At 64.3% G+C, this 22033-nt stretch carries 19 protein-coding genes and 5 pseudogenes; 11 read left to right on the top strand and 13 right to left on the bottom strand.

The annotated features are described in order from the left end of the window. Nucleotides 1-51: 51 nt before the first annotated feature. Nucleotides 52-1134 (bottom strand): flavin reductase family protein, encoded by a 1083-nt coding sequence (locus ACK5M9_RS08935; protein WP_416892804.1) that lies wholly within the window; start codon nucleotides 1132-1134, stop codon nucleotides 52-54. Between the two features lie 70 nt (nucleotides 1135-1204). Between ACK5M9_RS08935 and ACK5M9_RS08930 the strand changes: the two genes are divergently transcribed. After that, on the top strand, nucleotides 1205-1915 hold the full coding sequence (locus ACK5M9_RS08930; RefSeq protein WP_416892803.1) for a TetR family transcriptional regulator: 711 nt from the start codon (nucleotides 1205-1207) through the stop codon (nucleotides 1913-1915). A 57-nt stretch (nucleotides 1916-1972) separates the two neighbouring features. On the opposite strand, the gene ACK5M9_RS08925 is transcribed toward ACK5M9_RS08930, so the two are convergent. Both ACK5M9_RS08925 and ACK5M9_RS08920 read right to left on the bottom strand, forming a co-directional pair. Next, nucleotides 1973-2578 carry a GNAT family N-acetyltransferase gene (locus ACK5M9_RS08925; protein WP_416892802.1) on the bottom strand — a complete coding sequence of 202 codons (606 nt, stop codon included), beginning with the start codon at nucleotides 2576-2578 and terminating at the stop codon, nucleotides 1973-1975. 509 nt (nucleotides 2579-3087) lie between these two features. Beyond that, entirely contained in the window at nucleotides 3088-3774 is a 687-nt protein-coding gene (locus ACK5M9_RS08920; RefSeq protein ID WP_416892801.1) for a winged helix-turn-helix transcriptional regulator, read from the bottom strand. Nucleotides 3775-3834: 60 nt separating this feature from the next. Between ACK5M9_RS08920 and ACK5M9_RS08915 the strand changes: the two genes are divergently transcribed. From ACK5M9_RS08915 to ACK5M9_RS08895, 5 genes and pseudogenes are all read left to right on the top strand, one after another. Continuing rightward, nucleotides 3835-3960: a hypothetical protein gene (locus ACK5M9_RS08915; RefSeq protein ID WP_416892800.1), complete on the top strand. Its 126-nt coding sequence runs from the start codon at nucleotides 3835-3837 to the stop codon at nucleotides 3958-3960. Nucleotides 3961-4011: 51 nt separating this feature from the next. Further along, complete coding sequence (locus ACK5M9_RS08910) at nucleotides 4012-5055, top strand: IS481 family transposase (RefSeq protein ID WP_416892851.1); 1044 nt, start codon at nucleotides 4012-4014, stop codon at nucleotides 5053-5055. Next, nucleotides 5019-5117: a PE domain-containing protein gene (locus ACK5M9_RS08905; RefSeq protein ID WP_416892850.1), complete on the top strand. Its 99-nt coding sequence runs from the start codon at nucleotides 5019-5021 to the stop codon at nucleotides 5115-5117. The genes ACK5M9_RS08910 and ACK5M9_RS08905 overlap by 37 nt, the downstream gene beginning before the upstream one ends. A 12-nt stretch (nucleotides 5118-5129) precedes the next feature. Continuing rightward, nucleotides 5130-5207 (top strand): annotated as a pseudogene (locus tag ACK5M9_RS08900) (PE domain-containing protein); the annotation flags it as partial. Nucleotides 5208-5228: 21 nt separating this feature from the next. Continuing rightward, nucleotides 5229-5675 carry a hypothetical protein gene (locus ACK5M9_RS08895; protein ID WP_416892799.1) on the top strand — a complete coding sequence of 149 codons (447 nt, stop codon included), beginning with the start codon at nucleotides 5229-5231 and terminating at the stop codon, nucleotides 5673-5675. Nucleotides 5676-5761: 86 nt separating this feature from the next. Here the strand turns inward: ACK5M9_RS08895 and ACK5M9_RS08890 are convergent, their stop codons facing one another. Continuing rightward, complete coding sequence (locus ACK5M9_RS08890; RefSeq protein ID WP_416892798.1) at nucleotides 5762-6217, bottom strand: MaoC family dehydratase; 456 nt, start codon at nucleotides 6215-6217, stop codon at nucleotides 5762-5764. Nucleotides 6218-6586: 369 nt separating this feature from the next. Here ACK5M9_RS08890 and ACK5M9_RS08885 point away from each other — a divergent pair, with 369 nt between their 5' ends. After that, nucleotides 6587-8587 (top strand): acyltransferase family protein, encoded by a 2001-nt coding sequence (locus tag ACK5M9_RS08885; protein ID WP_416892849.1) that lies wholly within the window; start codon nucleotides 6587-6589, stop codon nucleotides 8585-8587. Between the two features lie 17 nt (nucleotides 8588-8604). Here the strand turns inward: ACK5M9_RS08885 and ACK5M9_RS08880 are convergent, their stop codons facing one another. After that, nucleotides 8605-9264 (bottom strand): O-methyltransferase, encoded by a 660-nt coding sequence (locus ACK5M9_RS08880; RefSeq protein WP_416892797.1) that lies wholly within the window; start codon nucleotides 9262-9264, stop codon nucleotides 8605-8607. A gap of 59 nt (nucleotides 9265-9323) precedes the next feature. Beyond that, nucleotides 9324-10079 (bottom strand): L,D-transpeptidase, encoded by a 756-nt coding sequence (locus ACK5M9_RS08875; protein ID WP_416892796.1) that lies wholly within the window; start codon nucleotides 10077-10079, stop codon nucleotides 9324-9326. 209 nt (nucleotides 10080-10288) lie between these two features. Between ACK5M9_RS08875 and ACK5M9_RS08870 the strand changes: the two are divergent. From ACK5M9_RS08870 to ACK5M9_RS08860, 3 genes and pseudogenes are all read left to right on the top strand, one after another. Next, a pseudogene (locus ACK5M9_RS08870) lies at nucleotides 10289-11041 on the top strand (transposase); the annotation flags it as partial. 145 nt (nucleotides 11042-11186) lie between these two features. Next, nucleotides 11187-11636, top strand: a pseudogene (locus tag ACK5M9_RS08865) (hypothetical protein); the annotation flags it as partial. 34 nt (nucleotides 11637-11670) lie between these two features. Next, nucleotides 11671-11910: a hypothetical protein gene (locus ACK5M9_RS08860; protein WP_416892859.1), complete on the top strand. Its 240-nt coding sequence runs from the start codon at nucleotides 11671-11673 to the stop codon at nucleotides 11908-11910. A gap of 8 nt (nucleotides 11911-11918) precedes the next feature. On the opposite strand, the gene ACK5M9_RS08855 is transcribed toward ACK5M9_RS08860, so the two are convergent. The 7 genes and pseudogenes from ACK5M9_RS08855 to ACK5M9_RS08825 form a co-directional block, all read right to left on the bottom strand. After that, on the bottom strand, nucleotides 11919-13442 hold the full coding sequence (locus tag ACK5M9_RS08855) for an acyl-CoA synthetase (RefSeq protein WP_416892795.1): 1524 nt from the start codon (nucleotides 13440-13442) through the stop codon (nucleotides 11919-11921). After that, nucleotides 13439-14851, bottom strand: a complete 1413-nt coding sequence (locus ACK5M9_RS08850) for a WS/DGAT/MGAT family O-acyltransferase (RefSeq protein WP_416892794.1) — start codon at nucleotides 14849-14851, stop codon at nucleotides 13439-13441. Before ACK5M9_RS08850 ends, ACK5M9_RS08855 begins: the two co-directional genes overlap by 4 nt. After that, complete coding sequence (locus ACK5M9_RS08845) at nucleotides 14848-16266, bottom strand: WS/DGAT/MGAT family O-acyltransferase (RefSeq protein WP_416892793.1); 1419 nt, start codon at nucleotides 16264-16266, stop codon at nucleotides 14848-14850. Before ACK5M9_RS08845 ends, ACK5M9_RS08850 begins: the two co-directional genes overlap by 4 nt. Before the next feature lie 84 nt (nucleotides 16267-16350). Then, a pseudogene (locus ACK5M9_RS08840) lies at nucleotides 16351-17459 on the bottom strand (NDMA-dependent alcohol dehydrogenase). A 42-nt stretch (nucleotides 17460-17501) separates the two neighbouring features. Then, nucleotides 17502-18298: pseudogene (locus ACK5M9_RS08835) on the bottom strand (SDR family NAD(P)-dependent oxidoreductase); the annotation flags it as partial. A gap of 24 nt (nucleotides 18299-18322) precedes the next feature. Beyond that, nucleotides 18323-19237, bottom strand: coding sequence for an alpha/beta hydrolase (locus ACK5M9_RS08830; protein ID WP_416892792.1), 915 nt, complete (start codon nucleotides 19235-19237; stop codon nucleotides 18323-18325). Between the two features lie 6 nt (nucleotides 19238-19243). Next, entirely contained in the window at nucleotides 19244-20734 is a 1491-nt protein-coding gene (locus tag ACK5M9_RS08825) for a flavin-containing monooxygenase (RefSeq protein WP_416892791.1), read from the bottom strand. 235 nt (nucleotides 20735-20969) lie between these two features. Between ACK5M9_RS08825 and ACK5M9_RS08820 the strand changes: the two genes are divergently transcribed. After that, a complete protein-coding gene (locus ACK5M9_RS08820; protein ID WP_416892848.1) occupies nucleotides 20970-22016 on the top strand; it encodes an AraC family transcriptional regulator in 1047 nt (348 codons plus the stop codon). Nucleotides 22017-22033 lie beyond the last annotated feature (17 nt).

Below are 22033 nucleotides of genomic sequence, written 5' to 3'. Positions count from 1 at the left end.
CACGCCGTGCACGCGTCGTCTGATTCACAGTCGCGAAGTTTGGTTCAGTTCCTACAGGGCGATGTCGACGTCACCGACGGGAACGCTGACGCAGATCTGTATGTCCTCCCCCGGAGCGGTGGAGACCGCGCCGGTGACCAGGTTGCGCACGGTGCCGGCGGTCTTGCGGCACGTACAGGTGTGGCAGATGACCATCCGGCAGCCGTTCTTCGGTGTCAGCCCGGCCGATTCGGCCTGCTCCAGAATCGAGCGGCCATCGTCGACGATGTCGATCCCGCTGTCGGCGAAACTCACCTGCCCGCCCGTCGGGTTGGCCGGAGCTTCGATCACCGGCGGCACGAAGCTTTCGGTGAACACGTTTTCACAGTGCGCCTTGACGGCGTCGATCAATGCGGTTGGCCCGCAGACGAACACCGCGTCGGGTGTCGGCATGGCCGCGGCCAGGTGTTCGGCGCCGAACCGGCCGGCCAGGTCGCCGGTGCCCGACCGGGTGTATCCGTGCAGCACCCGCACTCCGGGCATCGTGGCCATCGTGGCCAGGTCATCGCGGTAGCCGGCATCCTCGGCGGTACGGGCGTAATGCACGAAGGCGATCTCCCCGGCGTGGCCTTCGGCGACCAGGGTGCGCAGCATCGCCATCACCGGTGTGACGCCGCTGCCGCCGGAGATCAACAGGATCCGGCGGGGCCGGCGCTCGGGCAACACGAAGTCGCCGCCGATGCCGTCCAACCCGACGGTCATGCCGACTTGGGCTTGTTCGTACAGGTAGGTCGAGACTAGGCCGCCGTCGTGTACGCCGACGGTCAACTCGAGCCGCGGACTGCCTTCGGCGTTGGCCGGCGAGTAGCACCGCGAGTGGGTGCGCCCGTCGATCTCGACCGAGACGTTGACGAACTGTCCGGCCTTGATGGTGTGGCGTTCGGTGAACGCGGCATTGGGAACCAGCGTCAGGGTGACGCTGCGGGGAGTCGTCCGCCGCACGTCGACCACCTTGGCGCGGCCCTGGCCCGACGTCCAGGTCGGTGTCACCAACTCGGTGTACCGGTCGACGCCGTGCGGGCCGGTGAGCAGATCGACGAGGTCGGAACTCAGCACTCGCCGGGCGAATGTTTGAGTGAACGTTTGAGTGAACATGTGTATACCGTGACATCGGCCAGTGCAGGTGGTCAAGGGTTTTGTCGCGTTCTGTGCTACGGTTCACATAGTGAACACTCGTACTCCTGGCTCACGGTCTCGACGCAGCGACCCCGACGGGGGTCAGAGCCGCGACCGCAGTCGGACCAGAGAAAAGCCCCGGGGCACGCCCTCACGCGGAGAGCGCAAAGAGGCGACCAGGCGCTCCATCATCGCCGCAGCACTCAAGGCGCTCAACGACCGCAGTTTCAGTGGCCTGAGCCTGCGGGAGGTTACCCGCGAAGCCGGGATCGTGCCCGCGGCGTTCTATCGCCACTTCGAGTCGATGGAATCGCTCGGCCTGGTACTTATCGACGAGTCCTTCCGCAGCCTTCGCGACACCTTGCGCAGCGCACGAACCGGCAAGCTGGACCCGAGCCGAGTGATCGAGTCATCGGTGGAGATCCTGGTCGGCAGCGTCGCCGAGCAGCGCGAGCACTGGCGTTTCATCTCCAGGGAGCGATCGACCGGGCTGTCCGTGCTGCGCTACGCGATTCGCACCGAGATCCGTCTGATAACCGCCGAGCTGGCCACCGACCTGGCCCGGTTTCCTCGGCTCAACGCGTGGAGCACCGAGGATCTCAACGTGCTGGCAAGCCTTTTCGTCAACGCGATGATCGCCACCGCCGAAGCCATCGAGGACGCTCAGAGCACTGAGGCGCTGGAGGAGATCCACCGGATCGCCGTCAAGCAACTGCGGATGATCACCGTCGGCGTGGCGGGGTGGAAGAGCAACGCCTGACCCACCGCGGATCGACCGGGGAAGCGAGCCGGCAACCGGGTGCGGGGGAACCCTGAGTCACCGGGGTTCGCGCCACATCGGCCACATCGGCGGGCAGCCGTCCGGCAGCTGCATCTCGCCGCGCACCGTGAAGCCGAATCGCTGGTAGTACGCCACATTCTCGAACTTCGTCGACTCCAGATAGGCCGGGCAATATTCCTGGTCGCAGCGGTCCAGCCGGGATCGCATGAGCGCCTGGCCGAAACCCCGGCCGCGCACCGACGGGTCGCTTCCGATGACCGCCAGATACCAGTGCGGCTGCTCCGGGTGGGCGCGTTTCATCGCGACCTGCAGGGCTCGTCCCTTCGCAGACCACAGGCCGAACACCCGCAAAAAAGTCGGTATCTGCGCCAGTTGCGCCCACCCCGACTCCCGCCAATGATCCGGAGGGTCCCATAGCGCCGCAGCACCGATGTCCGGGCCGTCGCAGGCCAGCTCGACCCCGCCGTGGCGCAGATGGTGGTGACGGGTCATCGTCGCGAACATCCGGCGCAGGTGCGCCAGGCGGGCGCTCGCATCGGGTAGGAGCCACACCATGATCGGATCGTCGTAGAAGGCACTGGCCAGGGTTCGCGCCAGCGCGGGGATATCCATCCGCTGGACCGGACGTGCCTTAGGGGCCATCTGCCCGACCGTATGCGGACGGAGCGCAGCGCGCCAGTGCGATGGGCGCCACGCGGCTCACCGCCCCACGGGACCGGGACCGGGACCGCCGAGCGTATCGGCACAGCGAAGTATCCGTTGCTTTTTCGCACTAGCGATATGCTCGGGGAAGGGGTGGCCGAGCATCCCGCACTCCCCCCACCCCGCATGAAGCGACCAGGCCCACCCTGGCCACATTTACCTCAATACTCTCCTTTGCAACGTTCACCCCATAAAGCTGTTGTCACAGTATTCAATCGCCTAGTCTGGCTCATAGAAGTTTTCTGGGTTTCGCCTAGCGAAACGGATGTTTCTCGTTGATTTGGTGTGAATATGTCGTATGTTCTTGCTTTCAACGAAGAATGGGCGCCCTCTGCGAGCCAGTTGGCACGTATCGGTACGTAACTGATCGAGGCCAACAGTGCCGCCACCGCGCCGACAACCCAGCTAGCTGTTGCTGGCCATGAGGTCGTTGACGGCTGTGCCTCCGACTAGGGATCTCTCGGATCGAACGCCTTGGAGGCGGCGTCTTCGGTAAGTGCTCGCCGTAGGAGGTCGGCGTCTCCGCGGAGTTCACTTACATGTAGCACTTGGTCGACGGTGAGGGCACCGGCGACGAGACCGACGACGGTGTCGGCGTCGGACGCCAGAACGGTCTCCGGTCGATGCGCGACACCGATGCGCGCGCTCGGGCCGTCATCGTCGATGCGGAGGACGATGAGCAGGCCCTCCACCTCGAAGCCGACCTCCACTGGCGGCGCTTTGGTTCTTCCCTGGAGGATGGCAGGCAGCGCGAGGGTCAGCCATCGCGGCCGGAACTCGTCATCGCCCCGCCCGGAAGCCAGCCGAGGGACGCCCCACCGCCCCAGAGCCTCCATCGGCTCCTTGAGTTCCGCGCCCCATCGCGTCAGTCCATACAGGACGCCCGCGTCTCCTAGCGCTCGCTCCACGACGCCGGTCTCCTCCAGCGTTCGCAACCGTTCAGCCAGGAGGTTGCTCGCCACGCCAGGCAGGGAGGATTTCAGGTCGCTGTATCGCAGGGATCCGGGCAGCAGCTCGCGCACGATCAGGAGGTTCCACCGGTCTCCGACGACATCGAGCGCGCGCGCCAGTCCGCAAAACTGGCCATACGATCGACGTGACACACGATTGATATTTTCAACCATGCCGGATTTCATCAACTTACTGTCATCGTTGCTATGGGCTGGCCGTGCCCTGGCCGTCAGGGAGGTACCAGCATGGAGATCGGCTGGATTGGTGTGCTCATCGCGTTCGAGCAGAAGCCTCTGAAGCTGACGACCATCAACACCGGCTATCAGCTGGCGCTGTTCCTCGCGATCACGCTGGTGCTGGGACTGTTCTAGGCGCACAGATCCATGGCCGGAATGTCACGTACCAGCGCTGAGCCTCAGAGGATGACTTCGAGCCCAAGTCCGATCAGCTACAAACCACGCACGCGCAGCCACAGGAATGCGCCGCTCACTCCCGAAGGCCGCAATCGACTGATCGAACGCTGCCGCACCCGTCTGACCTCACACGTCGCGGCCGAGATGGGCATCTCCCGCGCAACTGCATCAAAGTGGGTGAACCGGTACCGTCAGTTCGGCGAACTCGGCCTGCTCGACCGATCGTCTGCCCCAGCCCGGCAGCCGAGCGCGACGCCCGGCGAGACAGTAGCGCGGCTCGAGGAGCTGCGGCGCGAATATAAGTGGTCGGCGTCCCGCATCGCCTTCAAACTGCATGCAGACGGTGTTGCGATCAGCCGGCGCACAATCACCCGGCACCTGGCCCAGCTCGGCCTGAATCGCCGCCGATTCATCGACCCGAATGGTGAGACGAACCGGGAAGTCAAGACGATCACCGCGAAGCACCCCGGACACATGGTGCACCTCCACGTGAAGAAGGTCGGACGCATCCCCGACGGCGGCGGCCGGCGCGTGCACGGCAAAGACAGCCCCGAGGCCCGGGCAGCAGCGCGCGCGAAGTCCCGCGGTGCGCGGGCCGGGTACGCGTACCTGCACTCCGCCATCGACGGGCACACCCGCCTGGGATATACAGAGTCACTCGAGAACGAACAGGCCGCGACCGCCGTCGCATTCCTGAATCGCACCCGCGACTGGTTCGCAGCCCACGGAATCGCGCGGATCCAGCGAATCGTCACCGACAACGGCGCTTGCTACCGTTCCGGCGCATTCGCCGCCGCTCTGAACGGCGCGGAGCACCGCCGCACGAAGCCATACACACCCAAGCACAACGGCAAAGTCGAACGCTACAACCGCATCCTCTCCGAAGAGTTCCTCTACGCGAAGGCCTGGACCTCAGAACACCAGCGCGAGAGAGCACTGGCAACCTGGAACCTGCACTACAACTACCACCGGCCCCACGGCGCGCATGGCGGGCAGCCGCCCGCCTCCACGACGCCATCACGCGTCAACAACGTTCTGGCCTCATACAGCTAGCCGCCGCTGCAGCCGACGAGGTATCGGTAGCGGTAGCCGCGCTGTTCGGGGAGTTCGGGTAGGCGTATCAGGGGGTCAATGCCCAGATAACGGAGTTTCACCAGCAGTTCGTCGCGGCGCTGGCCGGCACAGCCGGGTTATACGGCAGCGCCGAGGCCTTCAACGCGGCGAGTGTGGGCGACCAGATCCTGACCGCGATCAACGACCCATGGCTGACCTACACCGGCCGCCCACTTATCGGCAATGGCGCCGACGGGACCACGGGCAGTGTGAACGGACACCCCGGGGGCTGGCTGTACGGCAACGGCGGCGCCCGAGGCACCGGAGGGACCGGAGGCACCGGCAGTGTGTGCGGTACCGGCGGGCACGCGTGGCTGTTCGGCCGCGGCGGGGCCTGCGGGGGTCACGCGACCGTCGACGGCCCCACCTCATCCGCGCATGCCTACGGCGGCCAGGGCGGTGCGGTAGGCAATAACGCCGGTGATGGCGGCACCGGGGGTGACGGCAGAGACGGCGGAGACGTGACCAACCTCGGCTCCGGGACCGCTACCGGGGGCCCTGGTGGTGGCGCCGGCTCTCCCGGCGGCAACGCCGGCACAACCGGATCGGTTTCGCCATAGCCGGTGAACAGGTAAGGATGCCGCGGGCGCAGCCGGCACGACCGGGCACTCCGCGGCTCAGGAAAGCGCGATTCGCAAAGCACGCGTCAGGAAACGAAGCGGACGACGCTTTCCGCCACGCACGCGGGCTTGGTCGAACCTTCGACCTCGACAGTCGTCGCGACGACCGCCTGCACCGCACCGTTGCCGACGTCCTCGACAGTGACCAGCGAGCTGTTCGCCCGCACTCGGGAACCCACCGGGACCGGGGAGGGAAACCGCACCTTGTTCAGGCCGTAGTTGATTGCCAGCTTGATCCCGTTGACCGTGTAAATCTGGTGCTGCAACCTCGGCAGCAGCGACAACGTCATGAAGCCGTGCGCGATGGTCGTCCCGAACGGGCCTTTGGCCGCCCGCTCCGGGTCGACGTGAATCCACTGGTGATCGCCCGTGGCGTCGGCGAACAGGTTGACCTCGTCCTGGGTGATTGTCACCCAGTCGCTCTGCCCCAGAGGTTCGCCCGCGGTGGCCGCGAGCTCGGCGACCGACTGGAAAGTACGCATGCGCTCTCCTGCTCCTCGATGGCGATACCACTCGAACCTACGCCGCCACACCAGTCGCGGACACCCCGCCCAACCCCACATCCAATGACTGCCGGGCGAAGCCGACAAATTCGAACCCCCACGCCCCCTAGATTCCGGCGGACCGCAAATTTGTTCTGCGTCTTAAGCTATCCCGCGTGTCCCGACGTCGAATCCGGCCGCTGCGCAACTAGGCTTTCCGGAACTTAGAGAAGGGGCGGCGGCGTGATCGCATTCAGCGCCGGACGGCACCGGCACGAACCAGCAGCCCGCACCGAGCCGGATGCGAGCCAACCCGCACCGGCGGACTCCCCACCCAGCGCGGAGGAAAAGCGCCGCTGGGTGGCTCCGATCAGGCGAGTCCGGCGTCGTACTCCCTGGGATCCCGCCGAGAGGCACGGCGGTATCCCCGCACTGGATGGCCTGCGCGCGATAGCCGTCGCCCTGGTTCTGCTCAAGCACGGCGGCGTCCCCGGCTTCGGTGGCGGATTCGTCGGCGTCGACATCTTCTTCGTGCTAAGCGGCTTCCTGATCACCTCGCTGATCCTCGACGAACTCGGACGAACCGGGCGGATCGATCTGACCGGCTTCTGGATTCGCCGGGCACGCCGGCTGCTCCCCGCCCTGGTGCTGATGGTCCTCGCGGTGGGGGCGCTTCACGAACTGCTGCCCTCGCAGTCGCTCAACGGACTCCGTGGCGACGTGATCGCCGCATTCTGCTGGTTGGCCAACTGGCGGTTCGTGACTCAACAGACCGACTACTTCACCCAGGGCGCTCCGCCCTCACCCCTTCAGCACACCTGGTCGCTGGGAGTGGAGGAACAGTACTACCTGGTCTGGCCGCTGCTGCTGGCCGCGGTGACGCTGCTGTTGGCCGCACGCGCAAAGCGGTATTTCGCCAAGATCACCGTCGGCCACGTGCGGTTCAGCGCCTTCATCATCGCCACCCTGGGCGCGGCGGCAGCGGCAACGGCCGTCATTTTCTTCGCATCCGACGCGACTCGCGACCGCATCTACTTCGGCACCGATACCCGGGCGCAAGCGCTGCTCATCGGTGCCGCGGCAGCGGCTCTACTGGTTCGCGACTGGCCGGCGCTCAACCACGGCTGGTGTCTGATCCGCAGTCGCTGGGGACGCCGCGTCGCCCGGCTGACGCCCATCGCGGGGCTGGCCGCGCTGGCCGTGATGGCGCACCACGCCAACGGTAACTCGGCTGAATTCCGTCATGGCCTGCTCACCGTGGTGGCACTGGCCGCGGCGTTCGTCGTCGCGCCCGTTGCACTCGAGCAGCGGGGCGCGGTAGCCCGCCTGCTGTCCTGGCGCCCGCTCGTCTGGCTCGGCACCATCTCCTACGGGATCTACCTGTGGCACTGGCCGGTGTTCCTGTTGCTCAACGGAGAACGCACCGGATGGTCCGGTGGCGCATTGTTCGCCGTGCGCTGTGCGGCCACGGTTGCGGTGGCAGCGGTCTCATTCTGGGTGATCGAAGAGCCCATCCGCAACTGGCGGCCGGAAGGCGTTCCGCTGTTGCCGTTGGCCGCAGCCACCGCTGCCAGTGCCGGGGCGATCGCGGTGCTGATAGTACCGATCGGAGCCGGGCCGCGTGAGCCCGACCGGCCGCCTGAATTCTCGGCGGTTGCGGCAGTATCCCCGGCGCCGCCGGCCGCCGCTGCAGCCGCTCGTCGGCCACGCGGCCCCAACGCGCCATATCGCGTCTCAGTATTCGGCGATTCGATCGGCTGGACGATGATGCATTTCCTGCCGTCGACACCCGGGTTCGAATTCGTCGACCACACGGTGATCGGATGCAGTCTGGTCCGCGGCACGCCGTACCAGTACGTCGGCGAAACCCTGGAACAACGGCCCGAATGCAACAATTGGCCGAGCCGCTGGGCAGCGCAGGTCAGCTACGACCGTCCGGACGTCGCATTTCTGGTCATCGGCCGCTGGGAGACCGTCGACCGGGTCATCGAGGGAAAGTGGACCAATATCGGCGACGCAAGGTTCGACTCGTATCTCAACTTCGAGTTGCATCGTGCACTGAAAATCGCCGGCTCAACCGGTGTTCGGGTAGTGGTCGCGACCGTGCCCTACAGCCGGGGTGGCGAGAAGCCGGACGGCCGCCCGTATCCCGAGGACCAGCCCAGCCGGGTAGACAAGTGGAATGCGATGCTGCGCAACGCGGTTCACCGCTATCCCAACGTCGAAATTCTCGATCTGAACAAGAAACTGTGCCCGAAGGGCGTATACACCGCCAGAGTCGACGGCATCAAGGTACGCAGCGACGGCGTGCACCTGACCTCCGAAGGGGTCCAATGGCTATTGCCGTGGCTTGAGGAATCGATCCGGTAGCCGGGTCGGTCCGACCGTCAAATACCTACTCGGCAGCTCAGTTCCATGCTGTCGCGTTCCCGGCCGGGAAAGTTGAAGCTGACGTATCCGTTGCCCGGATCGCGCACGTAGTCGAGGTAGGGCCGCATATCCGCGGCTTCGGCGTTGTCGGCGACTACCAGCGCTCCCGTCGACAGCGACGGTTCGAGCAGCTTGATCACCGGGTGATAAAGGTCCTTCCAACCGTCGAGCAGCACGAAGTCGACCGGTCCGTCCAGCGCCGTCAACGTAGAAAGTGCGTCGCCCTCCAGGATTTCGATCACCGCATCCAATCCTGTTTCGGAGAAAGTACGGCTGGCCGCGGCGATCTTGGATTCGCTGAGTTCGGTGGTGATCACCCGGCCGGCACCGTTGTCCCGCACCGCGGCCGCCAGGTGTATCGCCGATATCCCGAACGACATCCCGAATTCGACGACCGTAGCCGGCCGCGTCGCTCGCACCAGCGAGTAGAGCAACCGGCCCGCATCCCGGGTGACCGGAATGTAGAACTCGCTCATAGCCTCGGAGCGTTCCCGCACGGTCATCGGTCGTTCGAACTCGTTGTGTCTTTCGCGCAACGACGCCAACTGGTCGTCGGCGGCGCGGTACATCGTGTCGAGGACTGCGGAGACCCCGGACTCCTGCAGAGTGTTGGCCATGCCGCCGAGCCTAGACCGTGCGCACCCCGGGTTTCGCCGCCATGCCGCGAACCGGCAGATCAGGGGATGACGTTGATCGGATCACCGATGTTCACCTGGTTGAAGTACCAGGAGGCGTTGTCCGGACTCAGGTTGATGCAGCCGTGGCTGACATTGGCGTAGCCCTGCGAGCCGACCGACCACGGGGCGGAATGCACGTAGACGCCACTCCAGGTGACGCGGATCGCATAGTACGCCGTGAGCTTGTACCCATCGGGGTCAGTGAGCGGGATGCCGATGGTCCGCGAATCCATCACGACGCTGTTTTCCTTCGACAAGGCGCTGAAATTGCCGATAGGGGTCGGGCGGCTCGGCTTGCCCATCGACGCCGGCATGACGCGCAATATTTCGCCGTTTCGGCTCACCGTGAAGGTGTGCGCGGAGATGTCCGCCACGGCCAGGAGGGCGTCGCCGGTTTCGAAGCCTTCGGTCAGTTGCTGGATGCCGACCGAAATACGCGAGTGCGGCGCCCAGTATGTGTCCGGGATCCAGCGCACGACGTAGCGGTTCTCCCACTGAAAGTGCCCCGTCACATTGTTCGGCGAGTCGATTCGGATGGCTCGTTCGGCGGCATGGCGCTCGACGACGGGTGCGCTGAACGTCACCTCCACCGGAGTGGCCACACCCACAACCGAGCCCGGGGCGGGAAAGATCGACGCAACATCCGGCAGCGCATGGGGCACCGGAACGGCTCCGGTGGCCGGGCTGCCCGACCCTGCTGCCACCATGGTGGCAGCCGCCAGCACCACGAACAGATGACGAGCCACTGCACGCATTGCCTGTGCCCTTCGGGTCGGTGCGACGAACACCAGCCATCCTACTGGCCGGCCACCGGCAACCGCTGGTGTAGGGCAATCTCAGGCTTAGCCTGGATTCACCGATGTATTGGCTGGTCATGGGGTGTCGGAATGAGGAAAGCGCCCTTGAGCTGGGAGGATCGGTGTTCTCTATGCATCAATCAGACCAGTTCAGAAAGGCACTTCCGGTGCAAGTGTCCCATAGCTGCGCTGCGTCGTCGGCTGTCTTCGATGATGCCCATCGCGTGTCGTGTGCCGGACTGGTGCCGGTGATGACGCTGGCCGCCCAAACCGGATTGCCTGAATTGTTGGCCGACAAGATTTCCATCCCCGCACCGAGGATCGAGTCGGGATCGGCCAACCCTGCACCGAAACTGAGCACGGCGATCGCCGGGATGCGCCTGCGGGCCGGCAGGACCGGCTCCGGCAAAGGAACCGGCCGGATGGTCGCCCAGGCCATCACCACAGCCCGAGCTGTCGGGGCAATCGGTGCGATCCTGGTGCGTGGTGATTCCTCCTACGGCACTCGCGCTGTCGTCGGCGCCTGCCGGCGCTACGGTGCACAGTTCTCCGTGGTCATGGGCCGCAACGCCGCGATCGACCGGGCCATCAATGCCATCGACGAGTCCGCGTGGGCGGCGGTGAAATATCCGGGCGCGGTGCGTGATCCCGATACCGGCGAGTGGATCTCCGATGCCGAAGTCGCTGAGATCGGCTACACCGCGTTCGCGGCCACCAAAGACCGGTTCACCGCCCGATTGGTGGTGCGTCGGGTCAAAGACGCCCGCTTCCGCGACACCCTGTTCCCGGTCTGGCGGTATCACCCGTTCTCCACCAACACCGACCTACCAACCACCCATGCCGACATCACCCACCGCCAGCACGCGATCATCGAAATGGTCTTCGCCGACCTCATCGACGGGCCCCTGACCCACATGCCTGGATCTTTCACGCGGCTAGGCGTTGATGGGTGTCGTTGGCGCGAAAGGTGCGCTGTCACAAGGACGATCGGAGTGCTTGAAGTTCCATTATCCGAGATGAGAACACACCTATCAGACGCAGACCAATACCGACTGGTCGAAGAATGTGCGGGTTGAGGTCCGTGGCGACGACGTGGTGGGGCATGCCGGGATTGCGATCCCGCGCATGCTGGCCGACAACCTGGGTTTGACCATCGGTTTGTCTGCGGTGCTATCGCGCCCGGAGGTCACTCACTACCGGGGCTCGGTGCTGCGCGATGTGGCGGTGTCGATCGCCGGCGGCGCGCAGAACCTGGCCGGCACCGCGATGCTGCGCGATCAGCACCGATTGTTCGGGGCGGTGGCGTCGGTTCCGACGATGTGGCGGTCCCTTAACGAGATGGAGCAGCCGAGCATCGTCGAGGTAGCGCTAGTGCGCAACAAGGTCCGCCAGCGAGCGTGGGAGGCGATCGAGGCTCGCCATGGCGCGATCCCGGCGTCACGCACCTGCTACGGGGATTTGGGTGCGGTGATCGCGATCCGCATCGAAACCTCCCTGGGCGTATCACACAGCGATAAACGATGCGCCGCAAGCAATTTCAAGGGTGGATATGGCTGTCATCCGCTACTGGCGTGTCGCGCAAACACAAGGCTTCATTTTCGCCACCGACGAAACCACCGACGTCGGATACGAGTCCGGCACCACCGTCAGCCCCGACTACACGGCTCCGCCCAGCAGGTCCAACGGCAAAATCGATTGGGTGCGAATCGATCTTGGCGAGAACGCCAACGACGCCGACCACTACATTAGACCCGACGAGCGCTTCCGGATCGCGATGGCCCGCCAGTAACTGGCGCGTCACGTCGAGGCGATTGTCGAATACCGTTCGCGCAGTACTACTTTGAGAATCTTTCCGGTCGGGTTGCGCGGGATGCTCTTGGTGAAGATGACCCTTCTCGGCAACTTGTAGCGCGCAAGCTTGGTTCCGCAGAAGTCGAGGATCTGTTGCTCGCTGACCTCGTTCTGATCGGCGACAACGATGGCACAGGCGATCTCGCCCCACTTATCGTCGGCCAAGCCGATGACCGCCACCTCGCTGACCCCGGGAACGCCGATTATCACGCTTTCGATCTCGGCCGGGTAGACGTTTTCGCCGCCGGAAATGATCATGTCCTTGAGACGATCCTTGATGTAGAGATAACCCTCATCATCGATTTCGCCGATGTCGCCGGTGCGGAACCAACCGTTGTCGATGGCGTCTCGGGTGGCATCAGGGCGATTCCAGTATTCCTTGAGCAAGATGTCGGACTTGATCACAACTTCGCCTTCGCCCCGCTCGCTGATCACGCCATCGTCACCACGCACGCCGATGTCGGTGAACATGGTGGCGCGTCCGGCCGAGCCGGCCTTGCGCAGCGCATCCTCACTAAGTAGCAGGGTGCCGCCGCCGCAGGATTCGGTGAGCGCGTAGCCCTGCACGACCTCCATGTTCTTGGCGGCATAAATCTTGATCAACGCCTCCGGCATGGGCGCACCACCGGTGATGAAGTAGCGGAAATCGGGCGCATCGAGTTCGGCGAACTCGGGTACCTGCCGCATGAAGTTGAGGATCGCCGGCACGGCGCCACCAATGCAGACCCGTTCGTCGACGATCAGTGACCACACCTTCGTTGCATCGAAGTGAGGCATCGAGATCAGGCTGACCCCGCGCATGGCGCTGAAGATCACCGTCGTCAACGCTGCCACATGGAACATCGGCAGGGGGAGCAGCAGGCGGTCCTGGTAGCGGACGTCGACAGTCGAGGCCCATGAGCTTGCGGCCGAGTGCACCGAGTCGTGCGTGTGCACGACGCCTTTCGGGCGTCCGGTAGTACCCGAGGTGTACATGATGAAAAGGTTGTCGTCGCCGCCGCAGTTAACGGTTGGTTCGTTGGCGGACGACGACCTCAGCCGGTCGCCCAACGAGTCAACGCCGTCTCCCATCGGCAACCAGTAGGTGACAGTGCGAGGTGGGTCGGTATCCGCCCTGACGGCGTCAACCACCGCCGCCAACTCCGCTCCGAAGATCACCGCTTTGCTGCCGCTGTCGGACAGGATGAAACTCACCTCGGGCGCAGCCAGGCGTGTGTTGAGCGGGACCGCTACCGCCCCGATCTTGGCTGCGCCATAGAACAGGCAACAAAACTCCACGCTATTGGGCATCAGCAATCCCACGCGGTCGCCTTTACCGATCCCCAGGGAGGTGAGCAGGTTTGCGCACCGGTTCGCCAGCGCGTTCATCTCTGCGTATTTCATGCGCACGTCGGTCGATGGCTCGACGTAGGCTTCGAGCCCGGGCGAGACGGTTGCCCGTTGTCTGAGCATGGAGCCGATGTTCTTCATGTGGTCCTCTGCTTCGGTGTTGTGGGACTCGTTGCAGTGGCTCCGCTTTGGAGTTCGGCAAAAGCCTGTTCCATGAGTTCGGCCAGCCGGAAGGGCTCGTGAACGGCTTCCGGCGCTGCGCCGATTCCGATACAAAGTTCTGTATTGATGCTGGCGAAGGTGACGTTGAGTCCGGCGCCAGGCGGCACGATGGGCAGGCCATTGAAGGCGACCATCGGGGCGCCGGCGAGATACAGCTGCTCGGTGGGCCCCTTCATGTTTGATATCACCAGGTTGGCGCTCGGCAGGTTCCCGAGTAGGGGTAGGGCATCCGCCATCGTCAAGCTGCTGAGTAGAAGGAGCGCATAGGTCTGGCGTGACGCCGTTTGCATTCCGCGCCCTTTATCCTTCGCTCTCGTGGTCGCCGCGTTGATCTCCTTAAGGCGCTCAATGGGACTCGCCTCGGGTCTACCCATCGCGATCAGTTCGGCGGTCACCTGATTGCCTCCGCCGTCGCCCGACTTTTCGCGTAGCGACATTGGCATGAAAGCGACCAGTGGTCGGTCGGTGGGCACCTGGTGTTCGTCGAGGTAGTGATGCAGCGCGTCGTCGATCACCGTCATCACCACGTCGTTGACAGAGGTGGCGGTCGCCTTGGCGAGGGCCTTCACGCCGGCAAGTGGCAGATCCACGTTCGCATACGCGCGCGCCGCTGACTTCGCCGTGTTGTTGAACAGGGTGCGTCGCGCAGTAAAGGGCAGGGACGCCTTGCGCGCCTTGAGGCTCAGTGATTGCGCGCCAAGGTCTGCCACGTCTGCGCCAACACCGAAAAGGCCTCCCGGCAGTTTACTGAGCCCCTTGACCATCGATTGCAGCTGCTCGGTGCGCGACGGCGTGGTGGCTGCCCGGCGCGGCCGGAGAGCGCCGTTGAACGACATCCAGGGACCGGCCAGCGCCTTGTCGTCCGGTGAATCGCTGAGGAAGCTGCGCATAGCGCGCAGGCCTCCTTCGCCGTCGATGAGCGCATGGTGCACTTTGAGAAAGACCGCGATCCGGTCGTTCTCGATGCCGTCGATGATGTAGCACTCCCAGAGCGGGTGCCCCCTGTCCAGCAGGCCGGTGTTGAGGAACGAAACCGATTCGTGAAACTGCCGCATCGAACCCGGTGCCGGTAGTGCGATGTGCCGAATGTGATAGTGCATATCGGGCTCAACGGTCTCCCAAGCGGCAACATCTCTGCCTAGCCACTTCAGCTTGTGATTGAAGGGCTTGACAGCCTGGCTGTCCCGATATGCCTCGAAGAGATGAGGTCCGAACGAAGACTCCTGCCCTTTCGGCTTCTCGAAGATCGTGTAGGCAGCCATGTGATTTGGCCGATTGGCCCTCTCGAGCAACAGGAATGACAGATCGATGGGACTGATGCGCGTCATGTGGCCGTCTCCTTGGATGTGGTCTGTGTACGTGCCGTCGCGAGCAACTCTTCGAGCGAGGCGCGGAAGCCGCGCACCAATTCCCATGCGTCGGGAACCACGGCGGCATCGGCGAGGACGCACACATTGAACTGGTCGCAATAGCTCCAGACAGTCATGTTGAGCGTCGCGCCGTGGGAGATCTGTCCGGTGGAGAACCACTGATCGACGCGCCACCGGCCGAGATACCGCGGCTCACGCGGCCCTGGCACGTTGGACAACACCACGTTCTTGAACGTGTCGAAGCGGCCCTTGGTTCGGGCATTGCCACGCGCCAGGGCCGCGATGAGGCGTTCCGGCAGCAGCTCGACCAAAGCGCCGAAGTCGGCGTCCTTGGTCTGGGCGAAGTGTTGCTTGGTCGCCTCGGCGGCGACGTGTGTCGCGCGCAGCCGCTCGAGCGGGTCGGCGATGTCGGTATGCAGCCAGACGTAGTCGACCGACGAGTAGTTACCCGGGTGTGCACGCTCGGCCGCCGGGGTGACGGCGAGCGGCATCGTCGCCACCATAGCGCCGTCGGTAAGCGAGCCGGAACGCTCGAGATAGTGGCGCACGCTACCGGCGACGCACGCCAGGAAGACGTCGTTGATCGTGACCCCGAGCGTCTTGTTCACCTCGCGAACTTCGGCGAGTGAGAACGATTCGCAGCAAAACCGCCGGCTACGGGACAGCCCACGCTGGAAGGGGCCCGGCGGAGCGGAGCGGTCGAATGCGGACGGGACACGCCGTTCGCCATCTTTGGCGAACTCCCGCTCGATGCGCACCCGATCACGCACGGCCCGCGCGGTCGGGGCGATCTTGCTGAGCCTGCCGGGCAGGTCTCGCAGCGCCCAACCCAATCGCTGCCTTGCCGACGGCAGTGGCGGCGGTTCCCACGGGGGCGGAACTACGCTGGCATCGTCAGGCGTGTCGTTGTAGAACGCGGAGAGCATGTCCAAGATACCGACGCCGTCGGAGTAGGCATGGTGCACCAGCGTGACCAGGCCGACGCGGCCGTCCTCGAGGCCCTCGACCACCCAGGCCTGCCACAGGGGGCGGTCGCGGTCGAGCGGATGTGCATAGATCTGCTCGATCAGCTCGCAGAATTCCGCCGTCCCCCCGGGCGCGGGACACGTGACTCGGCGCACGTGCGCGTCGAGGTCAAAATCGGGATCCTCGACCCAGATGGGGTGATGCAGGCCCAGCGGTGTCGGTAGATACCGGAGCCTAAAGACCGGCAGCAGGTGGGCGCGATCCTCGAACATCTGCCGCGCCTTCGGCCACGACCAGCCATCAGGATCCGTCGAAGGGTCGAGCACGCTGATCTTGAGCGTGTGGTTGTAGGCGCTGCCACCGTCGAGATACAGCATCAGCGCGTCAACGCCGTTGAGTCTGCGCATCAAGTCCTGAGTCTCCTCTCGTGCCCGCGGGCCATCGGTCCGCGAGGGCTAGCCTCGGCACCCGCCAGCTTCTCCATCAATGGCTCATTTGTCTACAATTTCGCCGCAAATATTCGTGCCATCGCGCAGGTCTTGGTAGCCCTCGTTCACTTGCTCGAAGGTGTAAGTGGTGGTGACTAGTTCGTCCAGCTTGAGCTGGCCCGCGTCATATAGTCGCAGTTGCCGCACGATGTCGTACTGCGGATTGCAGGAACCGAACAGAGATCCTTTGATCGTCTTCTCGTCCAGCGTCAGGTCGGTTCCGGAAACATGCACGGTGAGTTTGGCGAGGTCCACCAACCCGGTGATGACGACGGTGCCGCCCTTGCCGATCACCGCGGTCGCCGCCGCTACGACCTCCTCGTCGACGGTGTCCACCAGGATTAGCGCCGCCTCGGCGCCCTTCCGCCAGGTAAGCTCGTCGACTTTCGCCGCGGCGCTGGCGGCATCAGCGAACGCGTGGGTCGCGCCGAACTTGAGCGCGGTGTCGCGCTTGAACGACACGGGGTCGACAACGACGACGTACTTGCAGCCGGCGGCGGTTGCGCCCTGGACCGCGTTGATGCCTAAGCCTCCCGCACCGTAGATGACGGCTGTGTCACCTGCCCGCAGGTTTCCGGCATTGATCGCGGTACCCCAACCGGACGGTACCCCGCAGCCGACCAGCACCGCCGTCTCAAGCGGTAGCCATTCGTCGATTTTCACTACCGAATGTTGGGACACGGTGGCCCGTTCAGCGAATGTCCCTAGCATGCACATCGCACCGAAATCGGCTCCCTTGGAATGGAATCGAAATGCACCGTCGGGCATGCTGCCTTCCAGGATGGTGGCCCCATGTCGCACAGGCTCTGCCGGCCGGTCGAGCAGCAGCGGCAGGTTCCGCAGTTGGGGATGAAACTGCACACCACATGGTCACCGGCCTTGACCTTGGTCACGCCGGCTCCGACCTCCTCGATGACCCCGGATCCCTCATGGCCACCCATGATCGGGAACAGTGGTGGCAGGTCGCCGTCGGTGAGGTGCAGATCCGAATGGCACAGCCCCGCAGCGGTGTACTTGATCAGCACCTCGCCCGGACCGGGCCCATCGAGATCCAGCTCCATCAGTTCGAACGGTTCGCCGGCCTCAAGCAGGACCGCGGCAGTGGTTTTCACGGTGATGTGTGTCTTTCTGTGAGGTGGGGTGCCGCTACTCGCGGACCAGGGGCAGAATTTCGCGACGCCGGCGGCAACGATGCGCCGATAGGACGAGCCGGTGATGCGCGCGAGCACGTCAACGGCTTTGGCCTCCCAGCCGACCATGACCCGGGCGTGGCCCTTGGCAACGGCGTCGACAATGGTCTTTGCGGCCATCTCGGGTGAATGCAGAGCCAGTCGCTTGTCGAAGAACGCCGCGAAGTCTGCTGGCCCTCGTCGTCGGCGACAGTGGCGTTGCGGGCGACCGCGGTCTTGATGCCGCCAGGGTGCACGCAGGTCACCTTGACCGGGTGCTTGGCGACCAACATCTCTTCGCGTAGCGCCTCGGTAAAGCCGCGCACAGCGAATTTCGCTGCATTGTAGGCGCTTTGACCGGGAATCGCGATCAGACCAAACAGGCTGGCGACGTTGATGATGTGTCCGTCGCCGGATGCGATCACATGCGGCAGAAAGGCTTCAGTTCCGTTGACCACACCCCAGAAGTCGACGTCGATGATGCGCTCGATGTCTTTGAACTCCGACTTCTCCACGTTGCCGTTGTAGGCAATGCCGGCGTTGTTGTAGACCCGGTGGACGGTGTCGAAATGTGTGACGGCGGCGTCTCCGCAGGCCAGTACGGCTTCCCGTTCAGCGACGTCGAGTCGATCGGAACTGACGTGTGCGCCCAATGCCTGGGCTAGGCGCGCCGTTTCGGCCGGTCCCTCGGTGTCGACGTCAGAAAGGGCAAGCTTAACTCCCTTTTCGGCGCGATTGAGGGCCAGGGCCCTACCGATGCCGGACCCGGACCCGGTGATCACTGCGACCTTGCCTTCGAAATGGACTCATCTGACGACTTCCTGTGATTGGTGGAGGTGGCTACGTAGCCTTGCCCCGAGGTCGGCGACCGCTTCGCGCGCTTCGGGGAGCAGGCTGACCTGGAGATGAAAGTCGTGCCACATGCTGAAGAAACGGCGATGTTCGAGGCCTGTTCGCGATGCGGCGCAGGCGGTTTCGATCTTGTCCGCATCGACGGAGACAGGATCGTCGCTCGCGGTCTGCATGACAATCGGCGGTAGGCCGCCCATATCGCCGTACGCCGGAGAGATGCCGGGCAAGCGGGGATCGGAGGATCCGGCGTAGCGCAATGCCCATTCGTTACACATGGACGGAAGGATCAGGGGATCGCGCAGTACTTGTCGCGTCTGGTCGATGTCGGCGGCGAGGTCGGCCCATGGGCAGATCAGGCCGAGCGCGGAGGGAGTCGGGAGTCCGCGATCGCGCAGCGCCATGACGAGTGCGAGTGCCAGCCCACCACCAGCCGAATCACCAGCGATGACAGTGGTTTTCGGGTCAAGGCCATCATCGAGCAAGCACGAGTACACGGCGGCCATCTCCTCGAGGGCAACCGGGTAACGGGCCTGCGGTGCGCGCGTGTAGTCGGGGACCAGCGCCGTCATGCCGGCCGCAGCTGCAAGGTGGGCAACCATGCCGCGGTAGCCCTTGGCGCTGCCCAGGGCATATGCCCCACCATGCAGGTAGATCAGGGTGCCGCGAATTTCGGTCTGCGGGGGCTGGACGCGCTCGACGGGGACCCCCGCGATCGAGACGCGTTGGAAGCGGGTGCCCTTGGGAGGACGCGCGGCGGCCGTGAGCGTTGCCAGCATGAGGCGCCGGCCGGCCACTCCGAGCCTGCGGGACGCGAACAGTGGTCGGGCCCCGCGCAATACGGACCGGATGGCTCTCTTGCGTAGTTCCACTATAACTCAGGCCGCCGCGTTGTCTCGGGCAACGGCGGCAAAGTGCAACACACCGTCGTCGATGGGCTCTTTGAGAAGGACCTTGACGTCCTTCTCGTAATGCATGAGCACTTGCCACGGGTGCTTGGATCCTTGACGCGGTAAGAGGTGCTTACCGCGCTCGACATAGCCGGATCGCAGCTGGTCGAACATGTCGATGCCCAGCGCACAGTTCTCCAGATCGCGGGGTGTCGCCACCGCGTGGCCGTTGTCGTCCATGAATTTGAACAAGCGACACAGGTAGGCGCCGACGATATCGGACTTCAGGGTCCACGATGCGTTGACATAGCCGATGATCCAGGCGAGATTGGGAATGTTTTGCACCAGCACGCCCTTGTAGGTCATCCCATCCTGCAGGTGGTGGGTTCGACCGTCTACGGAAAGCTGTACGCCGCCAAGCATCTGGATGTTGAGGCCGGTCGCAGTGACGATGATGTCCGCCTCGAGCTCCCGTCCGGACGTGCACAGGATGCCCTGCTCGGTGAAGGTGTCGATCTGATCGGTAACCACCGATGCCGCACCGGATGCCAGCACTTTGAATAGATCGCCGTTCGGTACGGCACACAGCCGCTGATCCCAGGGCAGGTACTCCGGGGTGAAGTTGCTCATGTCGACCGACGGGCCCATGCGACGGCGCACTTCCCAGAGCAGAAGTCGGCGCATCAGGCGGGGCCAGCGCCGGCAGGCCTGGTAGAGCCGACGTTGGAACGTGATGTTGCGTTTGCGGCCGAAGCGATATACCCAGTTGTCAGGCAGGAAGCGCGCCAGTACTTCAGAAATCTTGTCGACTGCGGGCAGTGAGAAGATGTACGACGGCGAGCGCTGCAGCATGGTCACGTGCTCGGCACGGGATGGGAAGGGGCCGGCCATCGCCGGAACGAGGGTGACCGCCGTTGCTCCACTGCCGATTACCACGACCTTCTTGCCGGCGTAGTCCAGGTCTTCGGGCCACTGTTGCGGGTGAACGCAGCGCCCCGCGAAGCGGTCCATGCCGGCGAAAGTCGGCAGGTAGCCGGCGTCGTAGTCGTAATATCCGGTACAGCTGATGAGGTAATCGCAAGTGTAGACGCGGGTTTCGTTGGTTGCCTCGTGCACGGTGGTGACGGTCCAGCGGCTCTGCGGGCTAGACCAGTCCGCGGCGACGACTTTCAAGCCGTATCGGATCTTCTCGCCGACGCCGTACTCCGCAGCGGTGTCGGCGATGTACTGCCGGATGGATGGCCCGTCGGCGAGTACCTTCGACTCCCGCCACGGGCGGAACTTGTACCCGAAGGTGAGCATGTCTGAGTCCGAACGGATGCCCGGGTAGCGGAACAGGTCCCACGTGCCACCCAACTGCTCGCGTCGCTCTAGCACGGCGATGGTCTTGTGGGGGAGTTCGGCGAGTATGTGGCAGGCGGTACCGATACCGGATAGGCCGGCACCAATGATCAGGACATCGAAATGTACTGCGGTCATGTAATTCCTCGCACTTCTGGGCTACTGCTCTGTGCAGGCGCTGTATCAAGAATCGTGTGCTGCGACCGGCAAAGTATTGACCGAGTGCGACAGACTGTTATCTTTTCCCGACGCAATCCTCGCGTGCCGTGGCCGCACGGTGGCGCGTCCGCGTTGGCCTAGGATAGTCGTGCACGCCGTCGAAAGCCTTGACAGTTCCCGACAGTCTTTTATCATTACCCGACACAGGGAGGTGATGAGCATGGGCAGTTTGATCCGCGCCACCAACCTGTGGGGATACTCAGATCTGATCCGGGAACTCGGTGCTGACCCGCGGCCCTTTCTCCAGCGCTTCGGTATCCGGCCGGGTGTCGAGCAGCAGCAGGACGCGTTCATGTCTTTGGACGGGTTCGTGCAGATGCTGGAGGCCAGCGCAGAGGAACTCAACTGCCCGGAATTCGGACTTCGCCTTTCCCGCTGGCAGGGTCTGGCCATCCTTGGCCCCATAGCCGTGATCGCGCGAAATGCGCAGACGCTGCTCAGCGGGTTTGAGGCGATCGGGCGCTACTTGTATGTACATTCGCCGGCCCTGTCGCTGAATGTCTCACCAACCACCGCGGGGTCAAACGTCAGGTTTAGTTACGAGGTCACCGACTCGGCGTTTCCGTATCCGCTTCAGGGCTACGAGCTCAGCATGGCCAACGCCGTCCGCATGATCCGCTTTCTTGGCGGCCCAGACGCACGAGCCCGCGTCGTCGCATTCAAGCACGAGCAAGTGGGGCCGGACGCCTCATACGACGCTGCCCTGGGTTGTACCGTTCGGTTCGGGCAGACGTGGTGTGGATTTGAGGTACCCCGCCGTTTGGCCGAGCGGCCGATCGACAACGCAGATCCGGAAACCAGACGCATCGCAACGAAGTACCTGGAGTCCCACTACCCACCGAGCACCGCCACGCTGTCCGCAAGGGTGTCCGAGCTGGCCCGTCGTCTGCTGCCCACCGGCCAATGCACCGCTGAGGTCCTCGCCGACCAGCTCGCCATGCATCCGCGGACGCTGCAACGGCGCCTGGCCGCCGAGGGTGTGCGATGCCAGGATCTCATCGAGCGGGAACGACGCGATCAAGCGGCGAGGTACCTCGCCGAACCGGGGCTGTATTTAAGCCAGATTGCGGTTCTACTGGGCTACTCCGAGCAGAGCGCACTCAATCGGTCGTGTCGACGCTGGTTCGGCAAGACTCCCCGGCAGTACCGCGCTGACCTGCCGACGTCTGCCTTGCCCTCTGCCTCGTCCTCCCATCAATGACCAGGGACCTGAGTCGA

This window comes from Mycobacterium sp. (genome assembly GCF_047975165.1).
Taxonomy (GTDB): Bacteria; Actinomycetota; Actinomycetes; order Mycobacteriales; family Mycobacteriaceae; genus Mycobacterium.
Note: the sequence above shows the minus strand (reverse complement) of the source record. Positions and strands in the feature narration are given on the sequence as shown.

Excerpts from the sequence above, each read along its gene's own strand:
- ACK5M9_RS08935 (WP_416892804.1), bottom strand. The coding sequence starts at position 1,134 with ATGTTCACTCAAACGTTCACTCAAACATTCGCCCGGCGAGTGCTGAGT.
- ACK5M9_RS08925 (WP_416892802.1), bottom strand. The coding sequence starts at position 2,578 with ATGGCCCCTAAGGCACGTCCGGTCCAGCGGATGGATATCCCCGCGCTG.
- ACK5M9_RS08920 (WP_416892801.1), bottom strand. The coding sequence starts at position 3,774 with ATGAAATCCGGCATGGTTGAAAATATCAATCGTGTGTCACGTCGATCG.
- ACK5M9_RS08915 (WP_416892800.1), top strand. The coding sequence starts at position 3,835 with ATGGAGATCGGCTGGATTGGTGTGCTCATCGCGTTCGAGCAGAAGCCT.
- ACK5M9_RS08910 (WP_416892851.1), top strand. The coding sequence starts at position 4,012 with ATGACTTCGAGCCCAAGTCCGATCAGCTACAAACCACGCACGCGCAGC.
- ACK5M9_RS08890 (WP_416892798.1), bottom strand. The coding sequence starts at position 6,217 with ATGCGTACTTTCCAGTCGGTCGCCGAGCTCGCGGCCACCGCGGGCGAA.
- ACK5M9_RS08880 (WP_416892797.1), bottom strand. The coding sequence starts at position 9,264 with ATGGCCAACACTCTGCAGGAGTCCGGGGTCTCCGCAGTCCTCGACACG.
- ACK5M9_RS08875 (WP_416892796.1), bottom strand. The coding sequence starts at position 10,079 with ATGCGTGCAGTGGCTCGTCATCTGTTCGTGGTGCTGGCGGCTGCCACC.
- ACK5M9_RS08860 (WP_416892859.1), top strand. The coding sequence starts at position 11,671 with ATGGCTGTCATCCGCTACTGGCGTGTCGCGCAAACACAAGGCTTCATT.
- ACK5M9_RS08855 (WP_416892795.1), bottom strand. The coding sequence starts at position 13,442 with ATGAAGAACATCGGCTCCATGCTCAGACAACGGGCAACCGTCTCGCCC.
- ACK5M9_RS08850 (WP_416892794.1), bottom strand. The coding sequence starts at position 14,851 with ATGACGCGCATCAGTCCCATCGATCTGTCATTCCTGTTGCTCGAGAGG.
- ACK5M9_RS08845 (WP_416892793.1), bottom strand. The coding sequence starts at position 16,266 with ATGCGCAGACTCAACGGCGTTGACGCGCTGATGCTGTATCTCGACGGT.
- ACK5M9_RS08825 (WP_416892791.1), bottom strand. The coding sequence starts at position 20,734 with ATGACCGCAGTACATTTCGATGTCCTGATCATTGGTGCCGGCCTATCC.
- ACK5M9_RS08820 (WP_416892848.1), top strand. The coding sequence starts at position 20,970 with ATGAGCATGGGCAGTTTGATCCGCGCCACCAACCTGTGGGGATACTCA.